The sequence below is a fragment of the Nonomuraea sp. NPDC049750 genome (assembly GCF_040659625.1).
Classification (GTDB): Bacteria; Actinomycetota; Actinomycetes; order Streptosporangiales; family Streptosporangiaceae; genus Nonomuraea.
This window is the reverse complement of record NZ_JBFANB010000033.1, coordinates 1-24,631: the sequence shown is the minus strand read 5'-3', so window position 1 is coordinate 24,631 and position 24,631 is coordinate 1. Positions and strand designations below refer to the sequence as shown.

26 protein-coding genes and 2 pseudogenes are annotated in these 24,631 nt (G+C 68.5%); 16 read left to right on the top strand and 12 right to left on the bottom strand.

The features are described from left to right. Positions 1–22: 22 nt before the first annotated feature. The 4 genes from AB0J16_RS48510 (at position 23) to AB0J16_RS48495 (ending at position 2,910) form a co-directional block, all read left to right on the top strand. Positions 23–262 (top strand): hypothetical protein, encoded by a 240-nt coding sequence (locus AB0J16_RS48510; protein ID WP_358552960.1) that lies wholly within the window; start codon positions 23–25, stop codon positions 260–262. A gap of 15 nt (positions 263–277) precedes the next feature. Next, complete coding sequence (locus tag AB0J16_RS48505) at positions 278–859, top strand: TetR/AcrR family transcriptional regulator (protein ID WP_358552958.1); 582 nt, start codon at positions 278–280, stop codon at positions 857–859. Between the two features lie 37 nt (positions 860–896). Next, positions 897–1,655 carry an MBL fold metallo-hydrolase gene (locus tag AB0J16_RS48500; RefSeq protein WP_358552956.1) on the top strand — a complete coding sequence of 253 codons (759 nt, stop codon included), beginning with the start codon at positions 897–899 and terminating at the stop codon, positions 1,653–1,655. Positions 1,656–1,827: 172 nt separating this feature from the next. Next, positions 1,828–2,910 carry a pyridoxal-phosphate dependent enzyme gene (locus AB0J16_RS48495; protein WP_358552954.1) on the top strand — a complete coding sequence of 361 codons (1,083 nt, stop codon included), beginning with the start codon at positions 1,828–1,830 and terminating at the stop codon, positions 2,908–2,910. Positions 2,911–3,173: 263 nt separating this feature from the next. On the opposite strand, the gene AB0J16_RS48490 is transcribed toward AB0J16_RS48495, so the two are convergent. Then, entirely contained in the window at positions 3,174–3,911 is a 738-nt protein-coding gene (locus AB0J16_RS48490) for an N-acetyltransferase (RefSeq protein ID WP_358552952.1), read from the bottom strand. Positions 3,912–3,944: 33 nt separating this feature from the next. Then, positions 3,945–4,421: an Lrp/AsnC family transcriptional regulator gene (locus AB0J16_RS48485; RefSeq protein WP_357948368.1), complete on the bottom strand. Its 477-nt coding sequence runs from the start codon at positions 4,419–4,421 to the stop codon at positions 3,945–3,947. Positions 4,422–4,485: 64 nt separating this feature from the next. Between AB0J16_RS48485 and AB0J16_RS48480 the strand changes: the two genes are divergently transcribed. The 7 genes from AB0J16_RS48480 to AB0J16_RS48450 all read left to right on the top strand — a co-directional run bounded on the left by AB0J16_RS48480 (position 4,486) and on the right by AB0J16_RS48450 (position 12,026). Next, complete coding sequence (locus tag AB0J16_RS48480; RefSeq protein WP_358552950.1) at positions 4,486–5,844, top strand: pyridoxal-dependent decarboxylase; 1,359 nt, start codon at positions 4,486–4,488, stop codon at positions 5,842–5,844. 43 nt (positions 5,845–5,887) lie between these two features. Continuing rightward, positions 5,888–7,381, top strand: coding sequence for a DUF885 family protein (locus AB0J16_RS48475; protein WP_358552948.1), 1,494 nt, complete (start codon positions 5,888–5,890; stop codon positions 7,379–7,381). 122 nt (positions 7,382–7,503) lie between these two features. Beyond that, the gene (guaA, locus tag AB0J16_RS48470) at positions 7,504–9,051 is read left to right on the top strand and encodes a glutamine-hydrolyzing GMP synthase (protein ID WP_358552946.1); all 1,548 of its coding nucleotides are present in this window, start codon (positions 7,504–7,506) and stop codon (positions 9,049–9,051) included. Positions 9,052–9,295: 244 nt separating this feature from the next. Further along, entirely contained in the window at positions 9,296–9,703 is a 408-nt protein-coding gene (locus AB0J16_RS48465; protein WP_358552944.1) for a hypothetical protein, read from the top strand. A 321-nt stretch (positions 9,704–10,024) separates the two neighbouring features. Then, positions 10,025–10,351, top strand: a complete 327-nt coding sequence (locus AB0J16_RS48460) for a PadR family transcriptional regulator (protein ID WP_358552942.1) — start codon at positions 10,025–10,027, stop codon at positions 10,349–10,351. Between the two features lie 2 nt (positions 10,352–10,353). After that, entirely contained in the window at positions 10,354–10,839 is a 486-nt protein-coding gene (locus AB0J16_RS48455; RefSeq protein ID WP_358552940.1) for a hypothetical protein, read from the top strand. A 317-nt stretch (positions 10,840–11,156) separates the two neighbouring features. Continuing rightward, positions 11,157–12,026 carry a hypothetical protein gene (locus AB0J16_RS48450; RefSeq protein ID WP_358552938.1) on the top strand — a complete coding sequence of 290 codons (870 nt, stop codon included), beginning with the start codon at positions 11,157–11,159 and terminating at the stop codon, positions 12,024–12,026. A 262-nt stretch (positions 12,027–12,288) separates the two neighbouring features. On the opposite strand, the gene AB0J16_RS48445 is transcribed toward AB0J16_RS48450, so the two are convergent. The 3 genes from AB0J16_RS48445 to AB0J16_RS48435 form a co-directional block, all read right to left on the bottom strand. Next, positions 12,289–13,524: a sigma-70 family RNA polymerase sigma factor gene (locus tag AB0J16_RS48445; protein WP_358552936.1), complete on the bottom strand. Its 1,236-nt coding sequence runs from the start codon at positions 13,522–13,524 to the stop codon at positions 12,289–12,291. Further along, positions 13,521–13,844, bottom strand: a complete 324-nt coding sequence (locus AB0J16_RS48440; protein ID WP_358552934.1) for a YciI family protein — start codon at positions 13,842–13,844, stop codon at positions 13,521–13,523. The genes AB0J16_RS48445 and AB0J16_RS48440 overlap by 4 nt, the downstream gene beginning before the upstream one ends. 326 nt (positions 13,845–14,170) lie before the next feature. Next, positions 14,171–14,656, bottom strand: a complete 486-nt coding sequence (locus tag AB0J16_RS48435) for an RICIN domain-containing protein (protein ID WP_358552932.1) — start codon at positions 14,654–14,656, stop codon at positions 14,171–14,173. A 63-nt stretch (positions 14,657–14,719) separates the two neighbouring features. On the opposite strand from AB0J16_RS48435, the gene AB0J16_RS48430 reads away from it, so the two are divergent. After that, a complete protein-coding gene (locus AB0J16_RS48430) occupies positions 14,720–15,541 on the top strand; it encodes a helix-turn-helix transcriptional regulator (RefSeq protein WP_358553094.1) in 822 nt (273 codons plus the stop codon). A 14-nt stretch (positions 15,542–15,555) separates the two neighbouring features. Here AB0J16_RS48430 and AB0J16_RS48425 read toward each other — a convergent pair whose 3' ends face one another. Together AB0J16_RS48425 and AB0J16_RS48420 are read right to left on the bottom strand one after the other, a co-directional pair. Continuing rightward, entirely contained in the window at positions 15,556–16,560 is a 1,005-nt protein-coding gene (locus tag AB0J16_RS48425) for a CU044_5270 family protein (protein ID WP_358552930.1), read from the bottom strand. Then, positions 16,557–17,123: an RNA polymerase sigma factor gene (locus AB0J16_RS48420; RefSeq protein ID WP_358553092.1), complete on the bottom strand. Its 567-nt coding sequence runs from the start codon at positions 17,121–17,123 to the stop codon at positions 16,557–16,559. The genes AB0J16_RS48425 and AB0J16_RS48420 overlap by 4 nt, the downstream gene beginning before the upstream one ends. Before the next feature lie 236 nt (positions 17,124–17,359). On the opposite strand from AB0J16_RS48420, the gene AB0J16_RS48415 reads away from it, so the two are divergent. From AB0J16_RS48415 to AB0J16_RS48405, 3 genes and pseudogenes are all read left to right on the top strand, one after another. Further along, positions 17,360–17,962 carry a hypothetical protein gene (locus AB0J16_RS48415; protein WP_358552928.1) on the top strand — a complete coding sequence of 201 codons (603 nt, stop codon included), beginning with the start codon at positions 17,360–17,362 and terminating at the stop codon, positions 17,960–17,962. Then, positions 17,959–18,825 (top strand): annotated as a pseudogene (locus AB0J16_RS48410) (nucleotidyl transferase AbiEii/AbiGii toxin family protein). Before AB0J16_RS48415 ends, AB0J16_RS48410 begins: the two are co-directional and overlap by 4 nt. Positions 18,826–19,026: 201 nt before the next feature. Continuing rightward, complete coding sequence (locus AB0J16_RS48405; RefSeq protein WP_358552926.1) at positions 19,027–19,389, top strand: helix-turn-helix domain-containing protein; 363 nt, start codon at positions 19,027–19,029, stop codon at positions 19,387–19,389. Positions 19,390–19,393: 4 nt separating this feature from the next. Here AB0J16_RS48405 and AB0J16_RS48400 read toward each other — a convergent pair whose 3' ends face one another. From AB0J16_RS48400 to AB0J16_RS48380, 5 genes are read right to left on the bottom strand one after another with little or no spacing between them, the layout of a single operon-like run. Continuing rightward, positions 19,394–20,860 carry a hypothetical protein gene (locus AB0J16_RS48400; protein ID WP_358552924.1) on the bottom strand — a complete coding sequence of 489 codons (1,467 nt, stop codon included), beginning with the start codon at positions 20,858–20,860 and terminating at the stop codon, positions 19,394–19,396. A gap of 19 nt (positions 20,861–20,879) precedes the next feature. Then, positions 20,880–21,557, bottom strand: coding sequence for a polysaccharide deacetylase family protein (locus tag AB0J16_RS48395; protein WP_358552922.1), 678 nt, complete (start codon positions 21,555–21,557; stop codon positions 20,880–20,882). A gap of 10 nt (positions 21,558–21,567) precedes the next feature. Then, entirely contained in the window at positions 21,568–22,230 is a 663-nt protein-coding gene (locus AB0J16_RS48390; protein WP_358552920.1) for a class I SAM-dependent methyltransferase, read from the bottom strand. A gap of 10 nt (positions 22,231–22,240) precedes the next feature. After that, positions 22,241–22,939 carry a class I SAM-dependent methyltransferase gene (locus AB0J16_RS48385; protein WP_358552918.1) on the bottom strand — a complete coding sequence of 233 codons (699 nt, stop codon included), beginning with the start codon at positions 22,937–22,939 and terminating at the stop codon, positions 22,241–22,243. Positions 22,940–22,944: 5 nt separating this feature from the next. Then, complete coding sequence (locus AB0J16_RS48380) at positions 22,945–24,150, bottom strand: glycosyltransferase (protein WP_358552916.1); 1,206 nt, start codon at positions 24,148–24,150, stop codon at positions 22,945–22,947. Between the two features lie 137 nt (positions 24,151–24,287). Between AB0J16_RS48380 and AB0J16_RS48375 the strand changes: the two are divergent. Next, positions 24,288–24,631, top strand: a pseudogene (locus tag AB0J16_RS48375) (hypothetical protein); the annotation flags it as partial.

The window sequence follows — 24,631 nt, the reverse complement described above, 5'->3', positions numbered from 1 at the left end:
CGATCCGGAATAGCCTGCTTCCATGCATGTGACGTCCAGCGGCAAGACGACCGAGATCACCGCGCCGTTCACCGGCGAACCCCTCGCCGACCTGCCGGTTTCCGGGGTGGATGACGTACATGAGGCATATGAGAAGGCGCAGACGGTCGCCTCGCAGGCCACGTGGCTGGGCTTCGAGCCGCCTTTCGGCATGACGTACGACAAATGGGCGGGCGCCCTGGTCACCACGCTCAAGACCATGAAGAGGCTGCGCCTCAAGTAGGTTTACGCTGTACACGTGAGAGATGGGGGAACGGCCGCCAGGATCGCCGAGGTCGCGCGGCGGATCCTCGTCGAGCAGGGCGCCGAGGCGGTGAGCATGCGCCGGGTCGGCGAGGCCGTCGGCGTCACCGCGATGGCCATCTACCGGCACTACCCCAACCGCGAGGCGCTGCTGCGCGCCGTCGCCACCGCCAGCGGCCGTGAGCTGGCCGAGCAGTGGGAGCGGCTGCCGCCCGCCGGCCCGCTGGAGGAGCGGATCGACATCCTGCTCGACGGCTTCCTCGACTTCGCGCTCAGCCGGCCGCACCTGTACACGTTCCTGATGTCGGACGCCTGGGCGCAGGCCCGCCGTTTCCCCGAGGACTTCCGCGACGGGCAGGGGCCGCCGTTCACCGTGATCGTGGCGGCCGTCGAAGACGGGATGCGCACCGGCCTGCTGCGCCGCGACGACCCACTGGAGGTGGCGCTGACTGTCACGTCGAGCATGCAGGGGCTGATCCACCAGTACTTGAGCGGGCGCGTCGCGATGGAGGAGGCCGATTTCCGAGCGCTCTGCCACCGGGCCATGTGGCGGATCATCGACGGCTTGCGCGGGTGAGCGGAATACCGCGTCGGGCGTAAGTGTCATGATCCCCATGGAGATTCGTTACGTCGGCGGCCCGACCGCAGTCCTGGAGATCGGCGGGGTGCGGCTGCTGACCGACCCCACCTTCGACCCGCCCGGCGACTACCCGATCGGGAACCGGGCGCTGGTCAAGACGGCCGGACCGGCGTTCGGGCCGGACGACGCCGGGAGCGTGGACGCCGTCCTGCTCTCCCATGACCAGCATCCCGACAACCTCGACAAGGCCGGGCGTACCTACCTGTCCTCGGCGCCGGTGGTGCTGTCGACCGGCTCGGCGGCCGAGCGGATCGGCGAACCGGTGCGGGCGCTGCCGAACTGGACGCACACCGAGCTGGCACGCCCCGGCGGCGGCGCGCTGCGGATCACCGGCGTGCCCGCGCAGCACGGGCCCGACGGGAGCGAGCACCTGGTGGGCGAGGTGACCGGGTTCGTACTGAGCGGAGAGGCACTGCCGACCGTGTACGTGAGCGGCGACAACGCCTCCCTGAACGTGGTCAGGGACATCGCGGCGCGCGTCGGGCCGGTGGACGTGGCGGTGCTGTTCGCCGGAGGGGCGCGGACACCGCTGGTGGGCGACGCGTACCTGACGCTGACCAGCGACGACGTGGCCGAGGCGGCCGAGATCCTGGGCGCCCGTCACGTGGTGCCGCTGCACTTCGAGCACTGGGGACACTTCACGCAGGGCCGGGACACGCTGGTCAAGTCCCTCGCGGGGCTCGGCGACCGAGTGCACCTGCTGGAGCCGGGCGAGCGGGTGACCCTCTCCTAACCGTCTTCTTTCTCTCCTCCGCAGGGGGTATCCCGCGAAAGGACCCCAGTTCTTTCTCTCCCCCGAAGGGAGTATCCCGCGGAAGGACCCCAGCCACCACGAACCGAGGCGACCGCGTGCATCTGCTGGAGCCGGGCGAGCGGGTGACCCTCTCATAGGAGATGCTGTGGGGATGAGCTGGGAGACGGCGGCGCTGGATCTGCTGGCGGCCGGGGCGCCGACGCCGCTGATCGAGTTCCCCGTCGGGGCGCCCGGGGTCACGCTGCTGCTGAAGGACGAGTCCGCTCAGCCCACCGGCAGCCTGCGGCACCGGCACGCCAGGGCGCTGTTCCGGCAGGCGGTGCTCGACGGGCTGATCACCGAGGGCACCACGGTGGTCGAGGCCACGGGTGGCAACGCGGCCGTGGCCCAGGCGTGGTTCGCCAAGCGGCTCGGCCTGCCGTACATCGTGGTCATGCCCGGCGTACGCGGCGAGGAGCGGGCGCGGCCGGTCGAGGAACTGGGCGGCGAGTGCCGGTTCGTCACGCCGCCGCTGGCGATCTACGACGCGGCGCGGCAGATCGAGGGGCACTTCCTCGACCAGTTCGGGCGGGCGGCCGAGCATGACCTGGCCGCCGAGCTGTTCGCCCAGGTACGTCCTGACTGGGTAGTGGTCGGTGCGGGCACGGGCGCGACCTCGGCGACACTCGGCCGCTGGTCCCGCGACCACGCGACGCCGACGGTTGATTCGTCCGGCGACCACGCGACGACGATGGTTGATTCGTCCGGCGACCATGCGACGGTGCCCGGTGGTTCGTCCGGCGGCGACCATGATGGGCCTGTGCCGCGGGTGGTGGTAGCGGATCCGGAAAATTCCGCCTACTTCCCCGGATGGACGCTCGACGCGCTCGACTACGCGACCGGAATGCCGTCGCGCATCGAGGGCATCGGCCGCCCGCGCATCGAACCCGGATTCCGACCGGACCTCGTCGATCTGGTCATCCCCGTGCCCGACGCGGCCGGCGTCGCGGCGGCGCGGCTCATCAGGGAGGTCACCGGGCTGCCCGTGGGCGGCTCGTCGGGGACCGCACTGTGGGCCGCCCTGGAGGTGGTCGAGCGGATGCGCGCCAAGGGTGAGAGCGGCATGATCGTCTCCGTCCTCGGCGACGCCCACCCACGCCATCTGACGACATATCACGACGACAAGTGGACGGCCGGGAAGGGACTTGACGTCCAGGAATACGACGCCGAGCTGCGCCGCCGTACCGGCAGCTAGGGCGGCCGCTTCCTCGCCCTCCAAGGGACCCCAGCCACCACGGACCGTCTTCTTCCGCTCCCCGAAGAGGGCTATTTCTAGGGACCTTTGCCACGGCGGACCGTTTTCTTCCCCCTGCCAGGGGGTCCCGTTCTAGGGACCACTGCCACGACGGACCGTCTTCCTTTTCTCCCCCGCAGGGGGTATTCCTTCAAAGGACCCCAGCCACCACGGACCGTCACAGAGATCGAGACGGTGGGTGTGACGAACCTCCGGGGGGACCGTCAGCCCAGCCGATGGCTGACCCAGACGTTCGGCTCGATGTAGACGGCGTGGTCCTGGGCCACGTCGCAGTACACCGGGCTGAGCGCTCCAGGGACCTCGACCGCCCCGGTCCGGTCGAACGGCAGGCCGGTCCACTCGCGCCACTCGGCGAGCGTGCCCGGTATCACCATCGAGCGCGGCGCGACCTTGACGATCTCCCCGCCGGCCCGTACGTGCACACGCAGCCAGGCGTCGTGCGGCAGGCCGTCCTCGCGGGACCTGAAGGCGTACTCCGTCATGGGCGTGCGCGGTTCGAGGTGCTTCTGGTTCGGCCGGACCGGCGCCACCAGCTCCCTGAACCCCAGCCGCGCCGCGTGGTCCCGCATCCCGGCCACCATCGTCGGTGACACTCCCGAGCCCAGCAGGTCCTTCCTGACGGTGATCTCCAGCGCGGAGACGGCGTCAAGGGGGCGGTCCAGCTTGCGGGCCAGCCAGCCTTGGCGGATCACCCCGTCCCAGCCGTCATCGGGCAAGTCGCCGGCCGGGAACGGGATCATGCAGCCCCTGGCCACCATCCGGCCGGGCTCGGCGTCGTCATCGGCCACCAGCACATAGTCGGCGTAGTCCGTCGCCGCGACGGGATAGAACAGGTCGGCGATCGGGTCGTTGAACATGAAGACCCGCCACGAGTGATCCATCTCCCATAGCGCGGAGGCGAACTCGGGACGCTCGGCGAGCGTGGTGATCCGGAGCGACATGCGGATCATTGTCACACCTGTCGCGATCTTCCTTCAGCCCATTTCGGCCGGCCGCTGGACGGGCTGGTGCTCGGTCTTGAAGATCAGGGTGGTGTGCAGGTGCACGATCTCCGTACGGATCAGGAACCGCTCCAGGGCCAGCCGGTGCAGGTGGTCGGCGTCGGCCACGGCCACGTGCACCAGGAAGTCCTCGGTGCCCGCGACGTGGAACAGCGTGATCGTCTCCGGCAGCCCCAGCACGAACGTACGCAATGGGTCCACGATCCGGCTGGTGTGCGGCCGTACGCGCAGGGCGAGCAGCGCCTGGAGCGGGCGGCCGAGCCGGGCCGTGTCGACGGCGGCGCGGAAGCCGGTGATGACCCCACGGCGGCGCAGCGAACGCACGCGTTCCAGCGCGGTGGAGGGCGCGACGCCGAGCCGTTCGGCGAGATCCTTGTTGGGCAGCCGGGCGTCCTTCTGCAACTCGGCCAGGATCGCGAGGTCGATCGAATCCAGTTCGGCATTATGCACGATTACCGCCCCTCAATTCGGCAAGGCTAGTCGTACGCCACCCGATTGACGAGTATTTCGAGGTATGTGGAACATCGAGGAGTTCACTGCGGCCGCCGGGATCACGGTCGGCGAGCTGGCGGCCTACGTGGACCGCAGCCAGCGCGGTGACGAGCCCGCGATCAGCCGCCGCCCACCCCGTGAGCTGGCCGAACGGCTGAGGCTCGGCGAGCTGATCGCCAAGGGCGGCATGACGCCCGAGACCTTCCGGGACTTCCTGCGGACCTTCCTCGGCGAGGGGACCCGGCTGCACCACCCCGCCTACCTGGGCCACCAGAGCGCCTCGCCCGACTTCCCCGCCGCGCTGGCCGACTTCATCCATGGCGCCACGAACAACCCGATGGCCATCTATGAGATGGGCGCGGCGGCGGCCACGGTGGAGTTCGAGGTGCTGAGGTGGATGCTGGCCAAGGTGGGGTTCCCGGCGGGTGGTGGGGTGCTCACCCATGGTGGCTCGCTGGCCAACCTCACGGCGCTGCTGGCGGCGCGGGCGCGGGCCGTACCCGGGGCATGGGAGGACGGTGTGCCCGGCGACCTGGTGATCCTCGCGCCCGCGTCGGCGCACTACTCGGTGTCGCGGGCGGCCTCGATCCTCGGGCTGGGGCAGCGGGCCATGGTGCCGCTGGCGACGGACCACCTCGGCCGCATAGACATCACGAAATTGCCGGATATTTCGGGACGTAGGGTGATGGCGCTGGTCGCGGCCGCCTGCGCCACGGGCACCGGCCTGTACGACGACCTGCGCGCCATCGGCGAATGGTGCCGCGAGCGGGACGTCTGGTTCCACGTGGACGGCGCGCACGGCGCCTCCGCCCTGCTCGCCGAGGAGCACGCGCACCTGCTCGACGGCATCGAGCTGGCCGACTCGGTCATCTGGGACGCGCACAAGATGCTCCGTACCTCTTCCCTGGCCGCCGCCGTCCTCGTACGCAGGGAGAACGACCTCGACGCGGCCTTCAAGCAGGAGGCCAGCTACCTGTTCTACGGCGAGCGCGGCTTCGACCTCATCGGCCGCACGGTCGAGTGCACCAAGGCCGAGCTCGGACTCAAGATCTTCCTGAACCTGGCCTGGCGCGGCGAGCGCGGCCTGGGCGACTACGTCGCACGCCAGTACGCCACGGCCCACCGCTTCTGGGAGCTGGCCCGCCGGCGGCCGGGGTTCGCGCTGCCGTACGAGCCGGAGAGCAACATCGTCTGCTTCCGGTACGGCGACGCCGACCATGCGGACCTGCGCGAGCGCCTCATGGCGGACGGCGCCTTCTACCTCACCTCGGCCGAACTCGACGGCGTCCGCCACCTACGCGTCACGGTCATGGCCCCGGCCACGGACGACGCCACGCTCGAAGACCTGCTGGACGCGATCGAGGCCCTGCACAGCAGCTAATTGGCCAGATCCCGTCGGACTTCTGTGCGCTAGCGTCGGCGGCATGACGGAACTCGACCCCAGGCTCCGCGCCATAACCGATCTGAACGTGGCCGACGCACGCGAGTCCGGCGGCAGGCACGAGTACGACGGCAAGATCCAGGATCTGTCGCCGGAAGGCGTACAGGCCGGGCTGGCGCGGCTTGGAGAGGGCGCCGCACCCGCCGACCCGTACGACTCGGCGCATCTGCGGGTCTTCGAGGACGGCCTGCGTACCCAGTACGGCGAGCTGGAGCTGCACCGGAGCAATCCGCTTCCGCACCTGGCCAACCTCGACCTGGCCTGCTACGACCGCGACTACGCGCCGCAGGCCGAGCGCGAGGCCGCCAAGGCCGCGCATCTGGCGCGCTGGCCGGAGGCGGTGACGTACGCGATCGCCGCGCTCGACCGGGTCAGCGCGCCCGTCGCGAGGTCGCTGGTCGCACCCGTACAGGGACTGTCCGCCGGTGTCACGGACGAGGCCGCGCTCGACGCGCACGGCCTGCTGGTCGCGCACATCGAGCGGGCGGCGGCGGTCGGCGACCCCGACGCGTCGCTCGGCGGCGACGCGCTGGCCCGGCTGATGGGCGCCACCGAAGGACTCTCCGTCGACCTCGGCAGGCTGGCCGAGCGCGCCGACGCCGAGCGCGACCGGCTCATGGCCCTGCTCACCGAGTCCTGCGCCAAGCTGGGGCGGCGAGGCGAGGCGCCGCTGGAGGTCGTACGCGAGCTGGTCAAGCAGCACCCCGACGCCGACGGCGTCATCGAGGCGGCCAGGATCGGCACCGAGAAGGCCATCGCGTTCACCCGCGAGAAGGACCTGGTGCCCTACCACGACGGCGAGTGCCTGGTCGGCCTGGCGCCGCCGTCGCGCCGCTGGGGGATGGCGATGATGTCGTGGAACTCTCCCGGCGAACCGGAGGGCCCCTCCTGGTACCACATCACCCCGCCCGACCCCGCTTGGCCCGCGCGGGACGCCGAGGAGTGGCTGGAGGTGTTCAGCGACACCACGCTGCCCGCGATCAACGTGCACGAGGTCGCTCCCGGGCACTTCTCGCACGGCCGCGCCCTGCGCCGGGCCGGCTCGGACGTGCGGCGGCTGCTGCACTCGATGGCGTTCGCCGAGGGCTGGGCGCACTATGCCGAGGAGCTCTGCGTCGAGGAGGGGTTCGAGGCCCAGGACCCGCGCGTCGAGATCGGGGTCTGGATGGAGGCGTTGATCCGGGTAACCCGGCTGGCTTGCGCCATCGGCGTACACACCGGGCAGATGACGGTCGAGGACGGCGCCCGGCGTTTCGGGTCCGACACCCACCTGGCCGGACCGGCCGCGCTGTCGGAGGCGAGGCGGGCCACGTTCGATCCCACCTATGGCCGCTACACATGGGGCAAGCTGCTCATCCTCGACCTGCGCGAGCGGGCGCGCAAGGAATGGGGCGCGGGCTTTACGCTGCAGCGCTTCCACAAGGCCCTGTTCGACCTGGGCTCACCGCCGCTGGGGCTGATCGGCAGCATCCTCTAGGATCAGCCCCGGGCTGGTCGGGAGCATCCTCTAGGTTCGGCTCCGGGCTGGTGGGGAGCATCCTCTGGGGCTACCCCCCGATACACTTGTGAGCACCGCATTCGCTTTGGGGGGTCCTCTCGGTGTCTGAGTTCGACACAGTGCTCGTCGTCGACTTCGGCGCGCAATACGCGCAGCTGATAGCCAGGCGGGTCCGTGAGTGCCACGTCTTCTCCGAGATCGTCCCCTCGACGATGCCGGTCGAGGAGATGCTGGCCAAGAAGCCGAAGGCGATCATCCTGTCCGGCGGGCCCTCCTCGGTCTACGCCGAGGGCGCGCCCGCCGTGCCCCAAGGGCTGTTCTCGACGGGGGTGCCGACGTTCGGCATCTGCTACGGCTTCCAGGCCATGGCCCAGGCGCTGGGCGGCGAGGTCGCCCAGACGGGCGTCGCCGAATACGGCGGCACCGACCTAGACGTGCTCAGCGAGGGCGTGATCTTCGCCGGGCTGCCCGCCGCGCAGAAGGTCTGGATGTCCCACGGCGACAGCGTGGCCACCGCCCCCGAGGGCTTCACGGTGACCGCCTCGACCCAGCAGACGCCCGTCGCCGCCTTCGAGGACACCGGGCGCGGTCTCTACGGCGTGCAGTTCCACCCCGAGGTGCTCCACTCCGAGCATGGCCAGGCGGTGCTCAAGCACTTCCTCGACGCGGCGGGCTGCCGCCCGACCTGGACCATGCTCAACATCGTCGAAGACGCCGTGGAGGCGGTCCGCCGGCAGGTGGGCGACGGCCGGGCGATCTGCGCACTGTCCGGCGGCGTCGACTCGGCGGTGGCCGGCGCGATGGTCCAGCGAGCCATCGGCGACCGGCTGACCTGCGTGTTCGTCGACCACGGCCTGCTGCGCAAGGGCGAGGCCGAGCAGGTCGAGCGCGACTTCGTCCGCGCCACGGGCGTCAAGCTCCGCGTCGTCGACGCCGCCGACCGCTTCCTCAAGGCCCTCGAAGGCGTCAGCGACCCCGAGGAGAAGCGCAAGATCATCGGCCGCGAGTTCATCCGGGTCTTCGAGGACGAGCAGCGCGCCATCATGGCCGACGGCCCCGTCGACTTCCTGGTGCAGGGCACGCTCTACCCCGACGTGGTCGAATCCGGCGGCGGCACGGGCACCGCCAACATCAAGTCCCACCACAACGTCGGCGGCCTGCCGGAGGACCTGCAGTTCAAGCTCGTGGAGCCGCTGCGGACCCTGTTCAAGGACGAGGTGCGCCGAGCGGGCGAGGAGCTCGGCCTGCCGACGGCGATGGTCTGGCGCCAGCCGTTCCCCGGCCCCGGCCTCGGCATCCGCATCGTCGGCGAGGTCACACGGGAGCGCCTCGACCTGCTGCGCGAGGCCGACGCGATCGCCCGCGAGGAGCTGTCGCGCGCCGGCCTCGACCGGGAGATCTGGCAGTGCCCGGTGGTGCTGCTGGCCGACGTGCGGTCGGTGGGCGTGCAGGGGGATGGGCGTACGTACGGGCACCCGGTGGTGCTGCGACCGGTGACGTCCGAGGACGCGATGACGGCCGACTGGTCGCGGGTGCCTTATGACGTGCTGTCCCGGATCTCCACCCGAATCACGAACGAGGTCCGCGACGTGAACCGGGTGGTGCTCGATGTGACGAGCAAGCCGCCGGGCACCATCGAGTGGGAGTGACGCCGCAGCGCTGATCGGGCCGCGTGCCCGCGAAGCCCCTTTTTCGGGGCTCCGGGAGATGTGATTCGTTGGATCGGAGTGCCCGCGCGATTGAACCTGGACTTTCGGGATGCTGTTGAAATCTCGGCACTTGCTAGTTTTGCGGAGCGCCGGAATTGGACATTCGACGGCCATCATCCTGCCGGCGAATTCTCTCCTGAAGAGCTGGTCTGGGTCATGCCGAGTGGGGTCGGGGGTCCACCTTGTGGACGACGAGGTTCTGGGCATCGCGTACCTCGTGCTGGAGAATGATTCCGTCTCGGGTGTTCCTGGCGTGGCCGTTCACCATGCTTACCAGGAAGTTTCGGCAGGCTTCGAGGTGGTGGAGTCGGGCGAGCTTGTCGAGCTCTACGATGGGGCTCCTGAGTGGAATGCCAGGGTTCTGCTGCTGATGATGCTCGCGGCTACAGCTTCCGAATATTCGCCTGATGTCTCCGGTGTGATTAGAGACGGCCTTGTGTCGGCTCATCTGGACGTGCGGCGAGTGGCTGTGATCGCTTCTATGTACATGCCGTGGGATCCTCTTCGTGAGTCGGTTAAAAGTATTGCTCGAAGTGACTCCGATGAGCAGCTCCGCGACTTGGCGGAGATGGCGCTCACAAATTTTCACTAGGCAGCACTGCGCGCGGACGCGGTCGCCCGGCGGCGTCCGGCGATTGGGCGACCAGGTAGGTCGCGAGCGCCCGCCGCGCCTAGAGACCAGCCAGCGGACCCATCGACTTCGGCTCCTGGCCCTCGGCCTTCGCCCGTGCCGGATTGCGTGCGCATTCCCCAAGCCCGACGAGTGGAGCACCTTGACGGAACGCTTCGCTGGGGCGATCTGGCAGAGCCAACGCGCGGCAGACCGGTTCAAGGGCCGGAAGCGGGTGAAGCGCTCGGTTCTGCGAGCGCCGGCCTCTTTGACCAATAGTACGGTTAGCGATATATATCGGATATGCCGCTACGTGAACAGAGCTATCTCGTGCTGCTGGCCCTTTCCGAAGGCCCATTGCACGGTTACGGCGTGATCAAAGCCGTGCGCGAGCTGTCGGAGGACCGCATACGCCTCGGCGCGGGCACCCTCTATGGCGCGCTTGATCGCCTGACCGAGGCTGGGCTCGCCCGTGTGGTCGGCGAAGAGGTCGTGGACGGCCGACACCGCCGCTACTACGAGCTGACCGGTCAGGGCGCCGAGCTCCTGACCGAGGAGACTGCCCGCCTGGCCCGCCTGGCCGCCACCGCGCAGCGCCGCCTCGGCGCACGACTCCAACCCGGGACGTGATCATGGATACCTACGAGCGTCGCTGCCGGCTCCTCGTGCGGGCCTATCCGCTCCGATATCGGCAGACGCGGGGCGAGGAATTGATCGGCACGCTGATGGACCTGGCGAAGCCGGAGCAGACCAGGCCGACCCTGCGTGACTCACTCGACGTCATACGTGCCGGTATCGCACTGCGCCTGCGCGAACGCCCGCCGCTGTGGCACTGGGCGCTGTATCGGCTGTTCCACAAGCGCCTTCCCTACACCTACCGCTGGTGGGCACGCGACGACCTGCTCGATTCGCGCTACCTGGCGCGGCAGTGCGCGACGTGGCTACTCGCGACATCACCCCTGTGGGCCTTTATCGGTCTCATGCCCATCGAATTGGTCCACCAGGTGATCTTCTCGACACTCATCCGTATGCTCGGCTTCCTCCCGCAGCGATCCCTGCGCCTCTACCAGCTGAGGAGACACGGATTCGACCTGGAGGTGCAAGGCGACTCGCGATAGGCGGCCACCAAGTCGATGGCAGCGCGCAGGAGTAGATCCACGGTCGGCTCCTGTCGCCGGGCGGGAGGGATCTGGGCGATCTCCGAGTATCAAGCTGGCACCCCAATCGCGCACGAGCCGCTCAGACCTGGGAGCGTAGGTCGGGCACGACGGTGACCGGCCAAAACGTGAAGGTTCCTCTGGATGCGGCCGCTCGGCACCCGCTTTCTTGACACATCGTTGTCACGATCACGGTGACAGATGGTCAAGATGCGCTCATTCTTTGTTATGGTCACTTCTTGTCCCGATTTTGGGACAACCTTTACCTAAGGAGGACCATGAGGAACACTCCGAGAATCGTCGCTGTCACCACGGTGCTCGCGGCGGCCACGGCCCCCTTGCTGGCGCTCTCGTCTCCGGCGATGGCCGAGCAGCCCGCCAAGACCGTCCAGTCTGCCCAGAGCCTGCCGCTGAGCTGGCTCTCCCTCCAGGGGCTCACCGAGTCCGCTCACCTGCAGCGCATCAAGCAGTTGCTGGGTACGGGTTACGTTCCCTCGGCGTTGAGCGTGACCAACGCGGCCAACCCGGAGTACACCTCCGTATGGGTCAAGGACGCCACCCGCAAGGTGAACGTCCTGCAGGACCTGTCGGTCACCGACCTGCCGAAGCGCATCACCGAACAGCAGCAGCTGGGCTTCCAGCCCACCATGATCACTGGTACGGGTGCGGGCACGGGCGCCATCTTCGCGGCGGTCTTCGAGAAGACCACGCGCAAGCTCCAGTCCAAGACCAACCTGACCAAGGAAGCCTTGGCGACCGTCAACACCCAGCTCGGTGCCGCCGGCTACCAGATTTCCTCGCTGGACGTGTACGGCACGGCCGAGAAGCCGCTCTACACGGCCGTTTGGGCCGCCGGGGCCGTCACGGGAACCCTCCAAGTGACCACCGGCCAGACCGTGGAGCAGCGCGGCAGGGAGCTCCTGGCGCGGGCGAAGCAGGGTCTGAGCCCTGTCGCCATGGCCATCGAGCCCGGCAAGCTCTACACCACCGTGTGGGGCAAGGCCAACTCGACCGGCCTGAAGGAGTATCTGCAGCTGTCCAGCGTGACCTACAAGCTCAAGTCCCTTGAGATGAAGGGGCTGGGCTACCACCCCATCGTCACGAACGTCGAGGACAACGTCTACGCGGGGATCTGGAGCAAGAACTAGGCGTTCGGTGGCCCGCCGCTGTCGGTCGTGGCGTCGAGTTCGCCCACAAGGCGGTCGCCGTACAGGATCGGCAGTGCGAAGTATCTCCACCGGCGCTTGTGCGTCTGAAGCCGGCCGTCGATCTCAAAGAGCTCGACGGCCGGCTTCGTCGGCCTATGGTGCCTCGTGGGGCATCAGGGCGACGATCGGCCCGCCGGGAGGGCGTCTGCGTTGGCGTGCGACAATCCGGGATCTCCGGCATGGAGCGCTGCAAAGGCGGGCGCTACCGCAGTTGGTCGCGGCGGCGGGTGAGGTAGGCGGTCTCGCCGGTGTTGCCGGCCAGCTCGATGGCCCGGTCGTAGGCCGCGCGTGACTGCTGACTTTGGCCCAGCCGGCGCAGCAGGTCGGCGCGGGTGGCGTGGTAGGCGTGATAGCCGGCCAACGCCTCGGCGAGGCGGTCAACGATGGCCAGCGCCACCTCCGGCCCGTCGAGCTCGGCCACGGCGATGGCCCGGTTGAGGGCGATGATCGGCGAAGGGTCCAGGCGGACGAGCTGGTCGTAGAGGGCGAGGATTTGCGACCAGTCGGTGTCGCGGATGTCGCGGGCGGAGGTGTGCACCGCGTTGATCGCCGCGAGGATCTGATAGCGGCCCGGGGCCACCCCGGCGGCGGCAGCGGCCAGGCGCTCACGCACCAGCCGATGACCTTCGGCGATCAGTTCCGCGTTCCAGGCGCCGCGGTCCTGCTCGGCCAGGGGGACCAGTTCGCCGCTGGCCGAGACCCGGGCGGGGCGGCGGGCCTCGATGAGCAGCATCAGCGCCAGCAGGCCGGCCACCTCTCCGTCCTGCGGCAGGAGCACGCGGATCAGGCGGGTGAGCCGGATCGCCTCGGTGGTCAGGTCGTGTCGTACGGGATCGGTGTCGGGGCCGCTGGCCAGGTAGCCCTCGTTGAAGACGAGGAACAGGACGGCCAGGACACCGGAGACGCGAGCCGGCAGATCGTCGGCGGACGGCATCCGATAGGGGATGCGAGCCGCCTTGATCTTGGCCTTCGCGCGGGTGATCCGCTGCTCCAAGGTGCTCCCCTGTACCAGGAAGGCACGGGCGATCTCGGGCACGGTCAGACCACCGACCATCCGCAGCGTCAACGCCACGCGCGCTTCCACCGCCAGCGCCGGGTGACAGCAGGTGAAGATCAGCCGGAGCCGGTCGTCGTCGATGGCGCCCAGCGGCTTGGGCGGGTCGTCGTCGTACACCATCTGGGCCTCCTTGTGCTTGTCGTCGCGTTTGTTCTCGCGCCGGATCCGGTCGATGGCCTTACGGTTGGCGGTGGTGGTCAGCCACGCGCCCGGGTTGGGGGGCAGGCCGTCGGCCCGCCACCGCTCGACGGCGGTCGTGAACGCCTCGGCCGCCGCTTCCTCGGCGATGTCGAGGTCGCCGAAGCGCCTGGTCAGCGCGGCCACCACCCGCGCCCACTCGTCGTGGTGGGCCCGGGTGATCGCCTCCTCGATGTCGCTCACTGGAACGGCCGCACCTCGATCTTCCGATCGCAGATCTTCGACGCCTCGGCGGCGAGCTTGAGCGCCACATCCAGATCGGGGGCCTCCCACACCCAGACGCCGGCGAGGTACTCCTTCGACTCCACGAAGGGCCCGTCGCTGAACACCGCCTGCTCGCCTCGGTTGTCGATGACCGTGGCCGCGTCGGTGTCCGCGAGTCCGCCCGCGAAGACCCAGTAGCCTTCGGCGATCAGTCGTTCGTTGAACGCGCTGATGGCAGGCTGCTTGTCCGTGCTGCCGGGGTTGCTTTTGTCATCGATCACGGAAACCAGATAACGCATCTGAAGATCATCTCCTGTGGTGTGGTTCGGTGGTAGGGGCTTCAGGCCGTCGCATATCGCGGGCGCCCGGCTGGCCGGTCATCTCGTCGACCAGGACGCTCTCCAGCTGCCACTGGGTCAGGATGCCACTGCCGCGCACCTGCGGCTCACCCCCGGGACCTGAGTCACGGTCGTCAGCTTCATGATCGCGGTTCCCCTTGCCTTGGCGCCGCCCCTTGCGGGTGGCCTCACTCCTGCTACGAACACCACCGCCCCGATCCGACACTTCCTCCCGGACTTCTTCGCAGAATTTTCCGGGAAGTCGGCCGCCGACGCCGGCCACGGTGCTAGCGCATCAACCAGGCCTGGTCGGCGGAGTCCCGGCAGGTCCACTGGATGATCCATTTGCCCGGCTTGCGTTCGGCCTTGCCGACCGCCAGACACATGTCGGTGGCTCGGTTACGCAGTCGCTGGTGCTCGTCGTAGGTCCACTCTTGCTCGGCTCCGCCGTCGGTGCATGGCCACTGGATCGCGTACTTGCCCTTGACCTGGACGCCGCGCGCGATCGCCAGGCACATGCCGGTCTTGGCGTTGATGACCTTGCCCTTGCGGTAGATCCACTGCTGGTCCTTGTTGGTGGAGCAGGTCCACTGGATGACCTTCTTGCCGGCCCGTACTTCGCTCTTGCCTACGGCCAGGCAGAGTTCGGTGGCGGCGTTCATCAGGCGCGACCTGCTCGCACTGCTCGCCGCCGAGGCGGGGGCGGCGGTCAAGGACAGCGCCATGACGGCTGTCGTGGCGATGGCGAAAAGCTTCTTGGGGGTGGCGTCCATGTCGACGACCTTCCTGAGAGGTGTTGATCGCTATGACGCGCACAATTCCCGTTTTGTTGGGATATCCGGCGGTCGAGGCGGGCACGACTGCAGCCCGAGGACGCCGGACTTCCCACGTTCGGGGGACGCCGCCGGGTGCCCGGCCTGCGGCGAGACGAGCTGGCTCAGCTCGCCGGAGTGAGTGCCGGCTACTACACCCGTCTCGAACAGGGCCAGAGCCCCAACGCCTCCGACGCCGTGCTCGACGCCGTCGCCCGGGTCCTGCGCCTGGACGAGGCCGAACGCGCCCACCTCTACTCGCTGGCCCGGCCCAAGGCGAGGACCCGGCGCCGGGCGGCCAAGCCTGAGCGGGTACGGCCGGGCGTACGGCTCATGATCGAGTCTTTCGGGGACGTGCCCGCACTGGTCATGGGGCGCTTCCTCGACGTCCTCGCGTGGAACCCGATGGCGCACGCGCTGCTGGCCGGGCACCTCGACTTCGACGCGCCGAACCGGCCCGCCGAACGTCCCAACATCGCCCGCATGCTGTTCCTCGACCCTCACATGCGCGAGCTGTACGGCGACTGGACGCGCAAGGCCCGCTCCACCGTCGCCGACCTGCGGCTGATCGCGGGCCGCTATCCCGGTGCCCCGGGCCTGACCGGCCTCGTAGGCGAGCTGACGGTCGGGAGCCCGGAGTTCGCGAAACTGTGGGCCGCGCATTCCGTCGGCGACTGCGGCACCGACACACGTACCTACCACCACCCCATGGTGGGCACCATGGCGCTCATGGCCGAGTTCATGACCCTGCCGAACGACGAAGGGCAGCGGGTGGCCGTGTTCAACGCCGAACCGGGTTCACCGTCCGAGGCCGCCTTGCGGCTGCTCCAAGCCGCGGACTGGTAAAGCTCGTCGAACGGTTACGGCTTCTGCCCGGCCCGGTCGACGACGCCCACGACGGTGCGCGTGGACACCTGCCAGACGGTTCCCTTCTCGATGCTCCACTCCACGCGCGGGGCAGCCGGAACGTACTTACCGTCCTTGACGGTGAACACCTTCTCTCCCGGGTGCGGAGTCCGCTCCTCGTGATCCGCCACCGCGGTCTCGCGCCTGCCTCGGAAGGCGTACGTCGACGGGTCCAGCAGGACCTCACGCTTGAGCCACCCCTCGGAGACGCGAGAGACCGACAGCGCCGGACGGCCATCGTCATCCACCGCCGACTCGTTCACCGTCACGCCGGAGAGCTTGGCCATCGCCTTGAAGATGGCGGCCTCCTGGGCCGGCGGGGGGACATTCTGGTTCAGGGTCACGGCGAACCGCAGGAAGATCCAGTCGTCCTGATCCGCGTCCGGCACAGCGTGGATCTTGCGGAACTTGGCCAGCAGTTTGTCAGGGTCGGTGGGCAGCGCGGCCACCATGGCGTAAGTGTTCTCCGGCGTCCGCTCCCCGGGGTTGGTGGTCATCAGCTTGCCACCCACCTTGTAGCCGACCCGCCTGCCGTCGGCTCGCGTCCAGAACTCCTCGACCGTCCTCGGCAACGGCATCCGTGGCGTGAGCCGCTTGCCCAGGATGTCCTTGCCGTAGCTCCGCACGCGCATCTCGGTGTAGATCCACTGATCGTCGCGGGGCGGCGTGAAGTCCTTCTTCTGTACGGTCGCCGCGATCCTGGTGAGCACCACCTGCGCGTTGGCGGCGGGGAGTGCCGGCTGCCCCCCTTCTCTTCCTCCCACGGACTGGAACACGGTCACTCCCGTCGCGATCACCACCGCCGAGGCCGCCACCGCCAGCGCCCGCATCGCCCACCTGCGCTTGGGGCGGGGCCTGTCGGCTCGCGCCAAGAGTGCGGCCCTGGCCGCTGACTGCGCGGCGGGCGAGGGGGGATTCGGGCGGTCCCAGACCTCGCGTAGCGTCTCCAAGTCGTTCATGATTCGTCCTCTCCCAGTACGGCCTGGATCTTCCTGCGGGCCCTGTGCAGCCGTGAGCGCGCCGTTCCTGCCGGTATGCCGAGCGCGCTGCCCGCCTCCTCGGAGGTGAACTCGGCCCAGGCGATCAGGAGCAGCACATCCCTGTCGCCGTCGGCGATCTCGGCCAGGGCCTGGGCGAGCCGGGATTTGCGCGCGCCCGCGTCCACCACCCCGGCGACTCGGTCGGCGTGGTCCTCCATGGGGTTTTCCGTTCCTGCCCTGGCCAGCGCCCGGTATCGGCGTACTTCGGCGCGGCGGTGCCGGGCGATGAGGTTGGAGGTGATGCCGTACAGCCAGGGCCGCGCGTCGGGGCGCGCGAGGTCGTAGCCGGTGCGTTTGTCGAAGGCGATGAGAAACGTCTCCGCGGCGATGTCGTCGGCTAAGGCGCTGTCCAGCCTGCGTGCGGCGTAGTCGTGGATCTCGGGGTAGTAGCGGTCGAAGATGGCGGAGAAGCGTTCGGGCTCCCGCCACGACTGCTCGATGATCACGGCGTCGCCGACCTGCGCGGGCAGCGCCCGTGACATCGCGATCACCTCTCGGTCCTTGGGTTCACACCTCTCCTTCACCGATCGCGCGGGAAGTGTTCACGACTGTAGGAGCAGCCCCTGCGCGATCAGGTCGGCAGCGGCAGGGCAGTCAGGACGCGGACTGGCCTTACCGTGGTGTCGCCTGAGCGCGCTCGCAGCTATGACTTATTTTTAGTTTGATGTTTTGGATCTACGTAAAACTAAAAGTCCCTGTTAGGTGCTAGTCTGAGGCTGTGGAGTCGGGTGAAGACACGCCTCGTGTGCGGCTCTGGCGGCGAGCCGCGCACCAGCATGGCTACTTCACTGCGGCTCAAGCCCTTGAGGATGGATACTCCTACCAGTCGCAATACTTCCAGGCCAGCCGCGGTCACTGGACACGCATCGATCGCGGCATCTATCGCTTCCGGGAGTTCGCCGATCTCCCGCCGGGCGAACAGGATCACCTCGTCCCCTGGGCGTTGTGGGGCCAGGGACGCGCGGTCGTGTCCCACACCACTGCTCTCGCGGTTCACGATCTGGGCATCGCCAATCCGGCCCGGATCCATCTGACGGTCCCGCCCGGGTTCCGCCGACGAAGTTCCTTGGTAGTCCTTCACCGAGCGGAGCTGACGAGTGACGAGGTGGAAGAGCATGAGGGATTTCGGGTGACGAGGCCCATGCGCGCCATCGCGGAATCCGCTGCGGACGGAACCGATCAGGATGTGATCGACTCCGCCGTCGCTGACCTGCTCGATCGCGGTGCCACGACCAAGGGACAACTTCTGAGGGCTGCGCAGCGAGTCGGCTCCCGGGCCGAGCTCTCGGTGGAGCGAGCCATTCGCGCGGAGCTCAGATGAGCCGTTATGCGACCTCGGTCGATCTCCGACGCGCCTTGGAGGCTCGGCTCAAGCGCCAGGCCGACGAAAGCGGAACCGACCTCAGCCGTTTGCGGAGGATCGCGGTGTTCGATCGGATCTCCGTCAGGCTGTCGGTTGTTGAACATCGCTGGGTGCTCAAGGGCGGCATTTCCTTGGAATTTCGTCTGGGTGGCCGGGCGCGGGCCACGAAAGACCTCGATCTGGCGCTCAGAGACGGTCCATGCGATGGCGAGGTCCTACGCGAGGAACTGATCGAGACCCTGGCGGCCGACGTCGACCGGGATGGTTTCGTATTCTTCGTTGGGCGGCCATCCTCGTTGGACGCGGATGCGGCTGGACGGCCTGGGTGGCGGTTCTCTGTTGACAGTGCTCTCGCAGGTAAGAGCTTTGCCTAGATCCGGCTGGACATTGTGCTGTGCGACGAGGAGCTTGCAGCGACCGAGCGGATCCTGCTGCCAGGTGTTCTCGCGTTCGCTGATATTCCGCCACGCATGATCGACTCGGTTGATCGTCGCCAGCATTTCGCGGAGAAGCTGCACGCTCTCACCCGGGACTACAACTCACGGCCCAACACCAGGGTGAAGGATCTGGTTGATCTGATCTTGCTGATCGAGGACGGCCTCCCCGCCGACGGTGAGTTGCTCGAGGTGGTGCGCCACGTGTTCGCTGTACGAGCTACGCACTCGGTCCCGCTGCTCATCCCCGATCCACCTCCCGCCTGGAAGATTGACTACCCCAAGCTCGCCGAGAACCTCACGTGCGCAAGCCCGGATTGTGCCAGCGCACTCGACTTGCTTCGCGCCTTCTGGACGCGGGCGCAGAGCCGCGACAACGAACTCTAAGCTGCCATGACCGCATAGGAGCCGTAGGCGACAGTGGACTGCGCGGAAGCGGGGCCTCCGCCAGAGCAGAGTGCGGTGCCGCCGTCGCACAGCATGCTGCGGTTACGGACGTGGTCGATGGCGAATCCGTGGATCTGCTGGCGGGAAGCGGCTTTGACGAAGACTTGTAACAGTGGGTCATGGTGTGTGACCATCAGCGACATGCTTCACAAGAACACCGCTGTAACGCCGCGCGAGGTCCTCGACCGGATCGCCGGGAAGTACGCGATCCAGATCCTCGTGGCGGCGTCGGACGGGCCGGTCAGGTTCACCGATTTGGAACGACTCATCGAGGGCATCAGCCGCCGGATGCTCACCCTGACCCTGCGCGCTCTCGAACGTGACGGCCTGCTCGAACGTAAGGTCTACGCCACCGTCCCGCCCATGGTCGAGTACGCGGCCACGCCCATGGCGTTGGAGCTCCACGAGGCGATGCTGACGTTCACCAACTGGTCGATCAGGCACAGCGCGAGCGTGGCGGAGTCCCGCGAGCGCTACGACGCCCGCCACGCGGCCGCCGGCTGACGAGCTAAGCCGGCGTCTCCGCCTGCTCGGCCGAGGTCGAGGTCGAGGCCGATGCCGGTTCCCGAGGGGGCAGGCGTCGGACGAGCCGGCCGATGGAGGCGATGAGCAGCGGGACCAGCAGGACGCCGATGAGGATCGGTGAGGCCATGTACCGGAAGTCCTGGGCGGAGATGTTGGCCAGGATGGCGAGCTGCTGCCCAATCACCGGCGCCGCCACGGCGATCACATAGCGGTTGCGCTGCGCCAGCGCGCCCAGGGCCACGGCCAGATAGGACAGGTAGCACCAGAACGCACCCCGCCACAGCAGCCAGTCATACTGCGGCTGCTCGGCGGTGGCCAGCCACGAGCTCGCCCTCTGGTAAAGCTCTTGCGACATCGGCCGGAGCGAGTAGACCCAGCGGCCCTGGAAGTCGGGCACCTTGTTGGGTCCCACGTAGGTGTCGGCGTTGGGGCGCAGCGAGAACCGGTAGGTCCGCCCGCCTTCGACCGTGTCGTCCCCGAACAGCTTCCAGGCGATCGCGCCCCGGCACAGCCTGGCGTCGACCACCATCGCGGGCTGTTGGAGGAGCAGGCGTTTCCAGAGGTCGAGCAGCTCACCGGCGTGCGCGTCGGCCTGCGGCCAGCTGAAGTCACGCCGCCAGATCAGCGGGTTGATCGTGTAGCAGTTGCCGCCCTCGGTCCACCTGGTCAGGGGCGCGACGGCCGTCATGAGGGTCTTGTCCTGCTCGGTGAACAGCTCCGGATGATCCCGGTACGCGACGGCGATGTCGCCGAAGGCCGTGTGGTAGACGTACGTCTTCGACGGGGCCGCGATGCCGAGCTGGGGGAAGAGCAGGTTGTTGAGCAGCAGTGGGATGGCCGCCGCCACCGTGCCGACCAGCGCCAGCCGTACGCGCATGGCCGAGACGACCACCAGCAGCACGACGATGGCGACGCCCACGATGAGGAAGCCGTTCGCCCGGAACAGCCCCAGGGTGGTCATCAGCAGGCCCAGCCCGAGCAGCCTGCGGTAAGTGACGGTACGGTCGGCGGCCATCGCGGCGCAGGCGGCCGCGATCGCGACCGCGCAGATCGTGAACGGCACGTCCTTCCAGAGCGTGACCGTAAACGCGCCGGCCGTGGGCACCAGCGGCAGGAGCACGGCCACCACCGTCGTCGACCTGCGCGGCGCGCCGAGGTTCTTGAGCGCTTCCGTCAGGTAGGTGAGCGCCGCCGCCATGGCCGTGGTCTGCAGGAACGTGACCGCGCCGAGGTCACCGGTGGTCCTGAAGCTGAGCCACAGCAGCGAGTCGTAGAGGACCGAGTGGTCGCCCACCCAGGGACCGACGAGGGTGTGGCTTAGGTAGAGGACCGAATCGCGGCTGAACAGCCCGGGATAGAACGCCGCCCACCAGCAGGCGAGAACGGCCTGAATAGCGACGAACGTTCCGAGTGGCACCCATCGCCGGCGCTTGGCGATTTCGATCTGCATGGCTCCCGATCCAGGCGGTTCAGGGGTAACTCACCCCGGCTTCCATCCCCTTGCCGCGCTCCAGCGTCGGCACGGTGACGAGGTGGTAGCCGCGTTTCTTGAGCTCCTTGATGATCGCCGGCATGGCTTGTACGGTCTGCGGCACCACGTCATGCATGAGTATCACGCCGTCGCGCTTGGCTAACCTGAACACGGCCGCCTTGATTTTCGCTACGTTACGCAGCTTCCAGTCGAGCGTCGTACCGGTCCACAGCACCTGCGAGAGGTTCTGTGACCCCGCCAGGCCCAGCACCCGGTCGTCGGTGGCCCCGTACGGCGGGCGGAACATCTTCGGCAGCGTCCCCGTCTTCTCCTTGATGAGCTCCTGGGTGTTCTGGATCTCGGCCAGGATCTCGTTGTCGAGCAGCGTGGGCAGCGACGGATGCGAATAGGTGTGGTTGCCGATGGCATGGCCTTCGGCGGCTTCCCGTCTGACGATGCTCGGATATTTCTCCACCTGCGCGCCGACCAGGAAGAAGGTGGCTTTGACGCGTTCCTTTTTGAGCAGGTCGAGCAGCTTCGGCGTATGGACGCTCGGGCCGTCGTCGAAGGTCAGGGCCAGACATTTGACCCGGCTGCAATCGATCTCCGCGTGAGCGCTCGTCGCGGGGAGTGACGTCAGCGCTAATGACGCCGCAAGTATGCCGTGAATCACCACATGCGCTAGCTTATGGCCAAAGTCGCCGCTGGAAGACTCTTAGATCGTTCCCATATATGACGCGGTGCGCGGTGCGGGACACCTCCAGAGCGAGCCGGTTCTCCGCCGCCCAGTCCTCGATCGTGCTGATCGGCACCGGGTGGATCCACTCGCGGGCGACGATCAGATCGTGGATCCGGCAGGCGGCGTTGCGCCACAAGGGCCGCGCGCTCATGTCCGTGTAGACGAGCAGGCCACCGGGCCGTACCGCGGCGCAGGCCCGGTCGAACACCGCCCGCTGCGCCGGAATCGGCACATGGTGGATGACGTCCTGCATGTGGACCACGTCATAGGAGCGGGCCGGCCACGGCGAGCGGGCGTCGCGGTGCTCGAAGCGCAGCGTCGAGCCGCTGTCGCGCAGGCGGACGGCCATCCGCCCGGCCAGCCCGATCGCGACCGGGCACGGGTCGAAGCCGTGCCCCTGGACGCGTTTCCCGCGCGCCGCCATGAGGCCGAGCATCAGCCCGGAGCCGCACCCGATGTCGAGCACGCTCGCGCCATCCGGCACGTACCCGATCGTCTCCTCGAACGGGCAGACCAGCACCCGCAGCCGCTGCTTGAGCCGCAGGGCCCGGGGCGCGTCCGCGTACAGCCGCCCCGCGTCCTCGAGCAGCAGGCTCCGATCGAGCGACAAGCCCGTCTCCTTAACTCTCGAGGCGGGCACGCAGGAACAGCGTCACGCCCCTGAGCGAACCGACCGGCAGACACCTCTCCAGCCTGACGACCGCGGACAGGCCGGCGTTGACCAGCGGGGACACCGGCCGCAGGTGGTCGCTGCCCGTGGACGAGTGCCGGTGCCGGGCGATCAGCGGGCGCAGGAGTACGTTCCAGCTCCACAGCCGCTCGACCCGCAGGCCCGCCTTCTCGACCACGCCGATCAGCGAATCGCGGCAGTAGCGGCGTACGTGACCGACGGCGTAGTCATGGGCCGACCACAGCGACATGTCGCAGGGGACCGCGATCAGCGCCCGCCCGCCCGGCCGCAGCACCCTGGCGATCTGCTCGGTGGCCAGGTAGTCCTCCTCGATGTGCTCCAGCACGTCCAAGGCGGTCACGAGGTCCACGCTCCCGGACTCGACCGGCAGGTCACGCGCGTCCGCCTGTACGGCCCGCAGCCCCCGGCCCCTGGCCACCTCCACCGCGAGTTCGGAGCAGTCGGTCGCGGTCGCCTCCCAGCCCTCCTCGACGAGGACCAGGGTGTTGCCGCCACCGGCCGCGCCGACGTCGAGCGCCCGGCCGGGCCGCAGGCGGCGTACCTCGGCACGGAGGATGGCCCGGCGCTCCCGGTACCACCAGTGGTTGTCTTCGAGCGCGGCCATGCGGCGGATCTCTTGTGCTCGCATCTCGTTCATCTCTTCGGGCGGACCCACAGGTCGAGTGCGGCGAAGCGCAGCAGGGTGAGCAGGCAGTACGTGCCGACGGCGGTGGTCGCCTCGAACACGCGACCGCCCGGTGGCGGCAAGCCGAGCACCGCCATGGTGGTGATGGCGTAGTCGGCCAGGAAGGCCGGCCCGGTCCGGACGCGTGGGGCCGTACGGTGTCCGCCGAGCACGTTGACCGTCCAGCGGCTGGCCTCGGCGCCGGCGAAGCCGGTGAGCAGCAGCGCGACGAGGTTTGCCGCCGCAGCCGGCCAATGCTCACGCAGCGGGAGATAGAGCAGTGCGTAGAGGACTGTCGAGAATCCGCCGATCAGGGCGAACGACCCCAATCTGGCCAGCGTCACCGCGCGCGGCCGGGCGACGACCGCGTCCGGGTGCGTGGGCGTGAGCGCGGGCTCGTTCGCCACTTTCAACCCGGACATAGACCGCGCCACCCTGGCCAGCCCTCTGAGGTCCTCCACCGCCGTCCTGATGATGCGCACGCGCGAGTCGAGGTCCTCGACCCAGTCCACCGGCACCTCGTGGACGCGCAGGCCGTTGTGCTCGGCCAGCAGGAGCAATTCGGTGTCGAAGAACCAGCCGTCGTCCTCGACGCTGTCCAGGAGCGGCCTGATCACGTCCGTTCTGGCGGCCTTGAAGCCGCACTGGGCGTCGCTGAAGCCGACGCCGAAACCGTACCGGAGCAGGGCGTTGTACCCGCGCGAGACCAGCTCTCGCCGTAGTGACCTGCGGGTCCGGGCGCCTCGCGCGAGCCGGGTGCCGATCGCGACCTCGGAATGGCCGCTGGCGAGCGCGGCCACCATCGGGAACAGCGCGCCGAGCCCGGTCGACAGATCGACGTCCATGTACGCGACGATGTCGGCCGGGCTGTCGCGCCAGGCGGCCTTCAACGCCGCACCACGGCCCCTGGTCTCCAGCCTGCGGGCATGCACCTGCGGGAATTCGCGCGTCAACCCCCGGGCGACCCGCCAAGTGCCGTCGATGCTTCCGTTGTCGACGATCGTGATGCGCCACGGCAGCGGGAAGGAATCGCCGAGGAACGCGTTGAGCGTCCTGATGCAACCGGGCAGTGCCTTTTGCTCGTTGAGCACCGGAATGACGATGTCCACGGTCGCCAAGGTGACCGGTTCGCCGAGAACGGCCGGGCTCCTGTCCATGGCGGAACGCGTGTTCATCTGAATGGTGGCGCGGAGACCCGGTCCTTCAGGGGCTGGGAGGAAGCGCCACCCCTCCTCTCGAAACAGTATGGAAAGACTTGGTCACGTTCGGTAATATGTGCGGTGGGTGAGGACGCGGTGACAGGAGGTGCGCGATGGCAATCCGCCGCTCCGCCACCAAACGCCACGGCCTGCCCACGATCGTGCAACTGCGGCTCACGACCAACCCGGTCCAGGCCGATGCGCTGGCGGCGGCGGTGCTGCTGTGTAATCAGGCGGCCACTGTCGTTTCTCGGCTGGCTTGGCAGCACCGCACGCTCACCCTGCCCAAACCAGTAGTACGCGAGCCGGTCGGCGGCTTTGTGGGGGTGGATCAGGGGGTGGTGAACCTGGCGGTCACCTCTGATGGTGCGGTGCTGCCCGGCCCGGCCCTGCCGGGGCCGGTCGGCGGTAACGGCCACGTCCGTACCCTGCGGGAGTGGCGCCATCGCCAACGTCG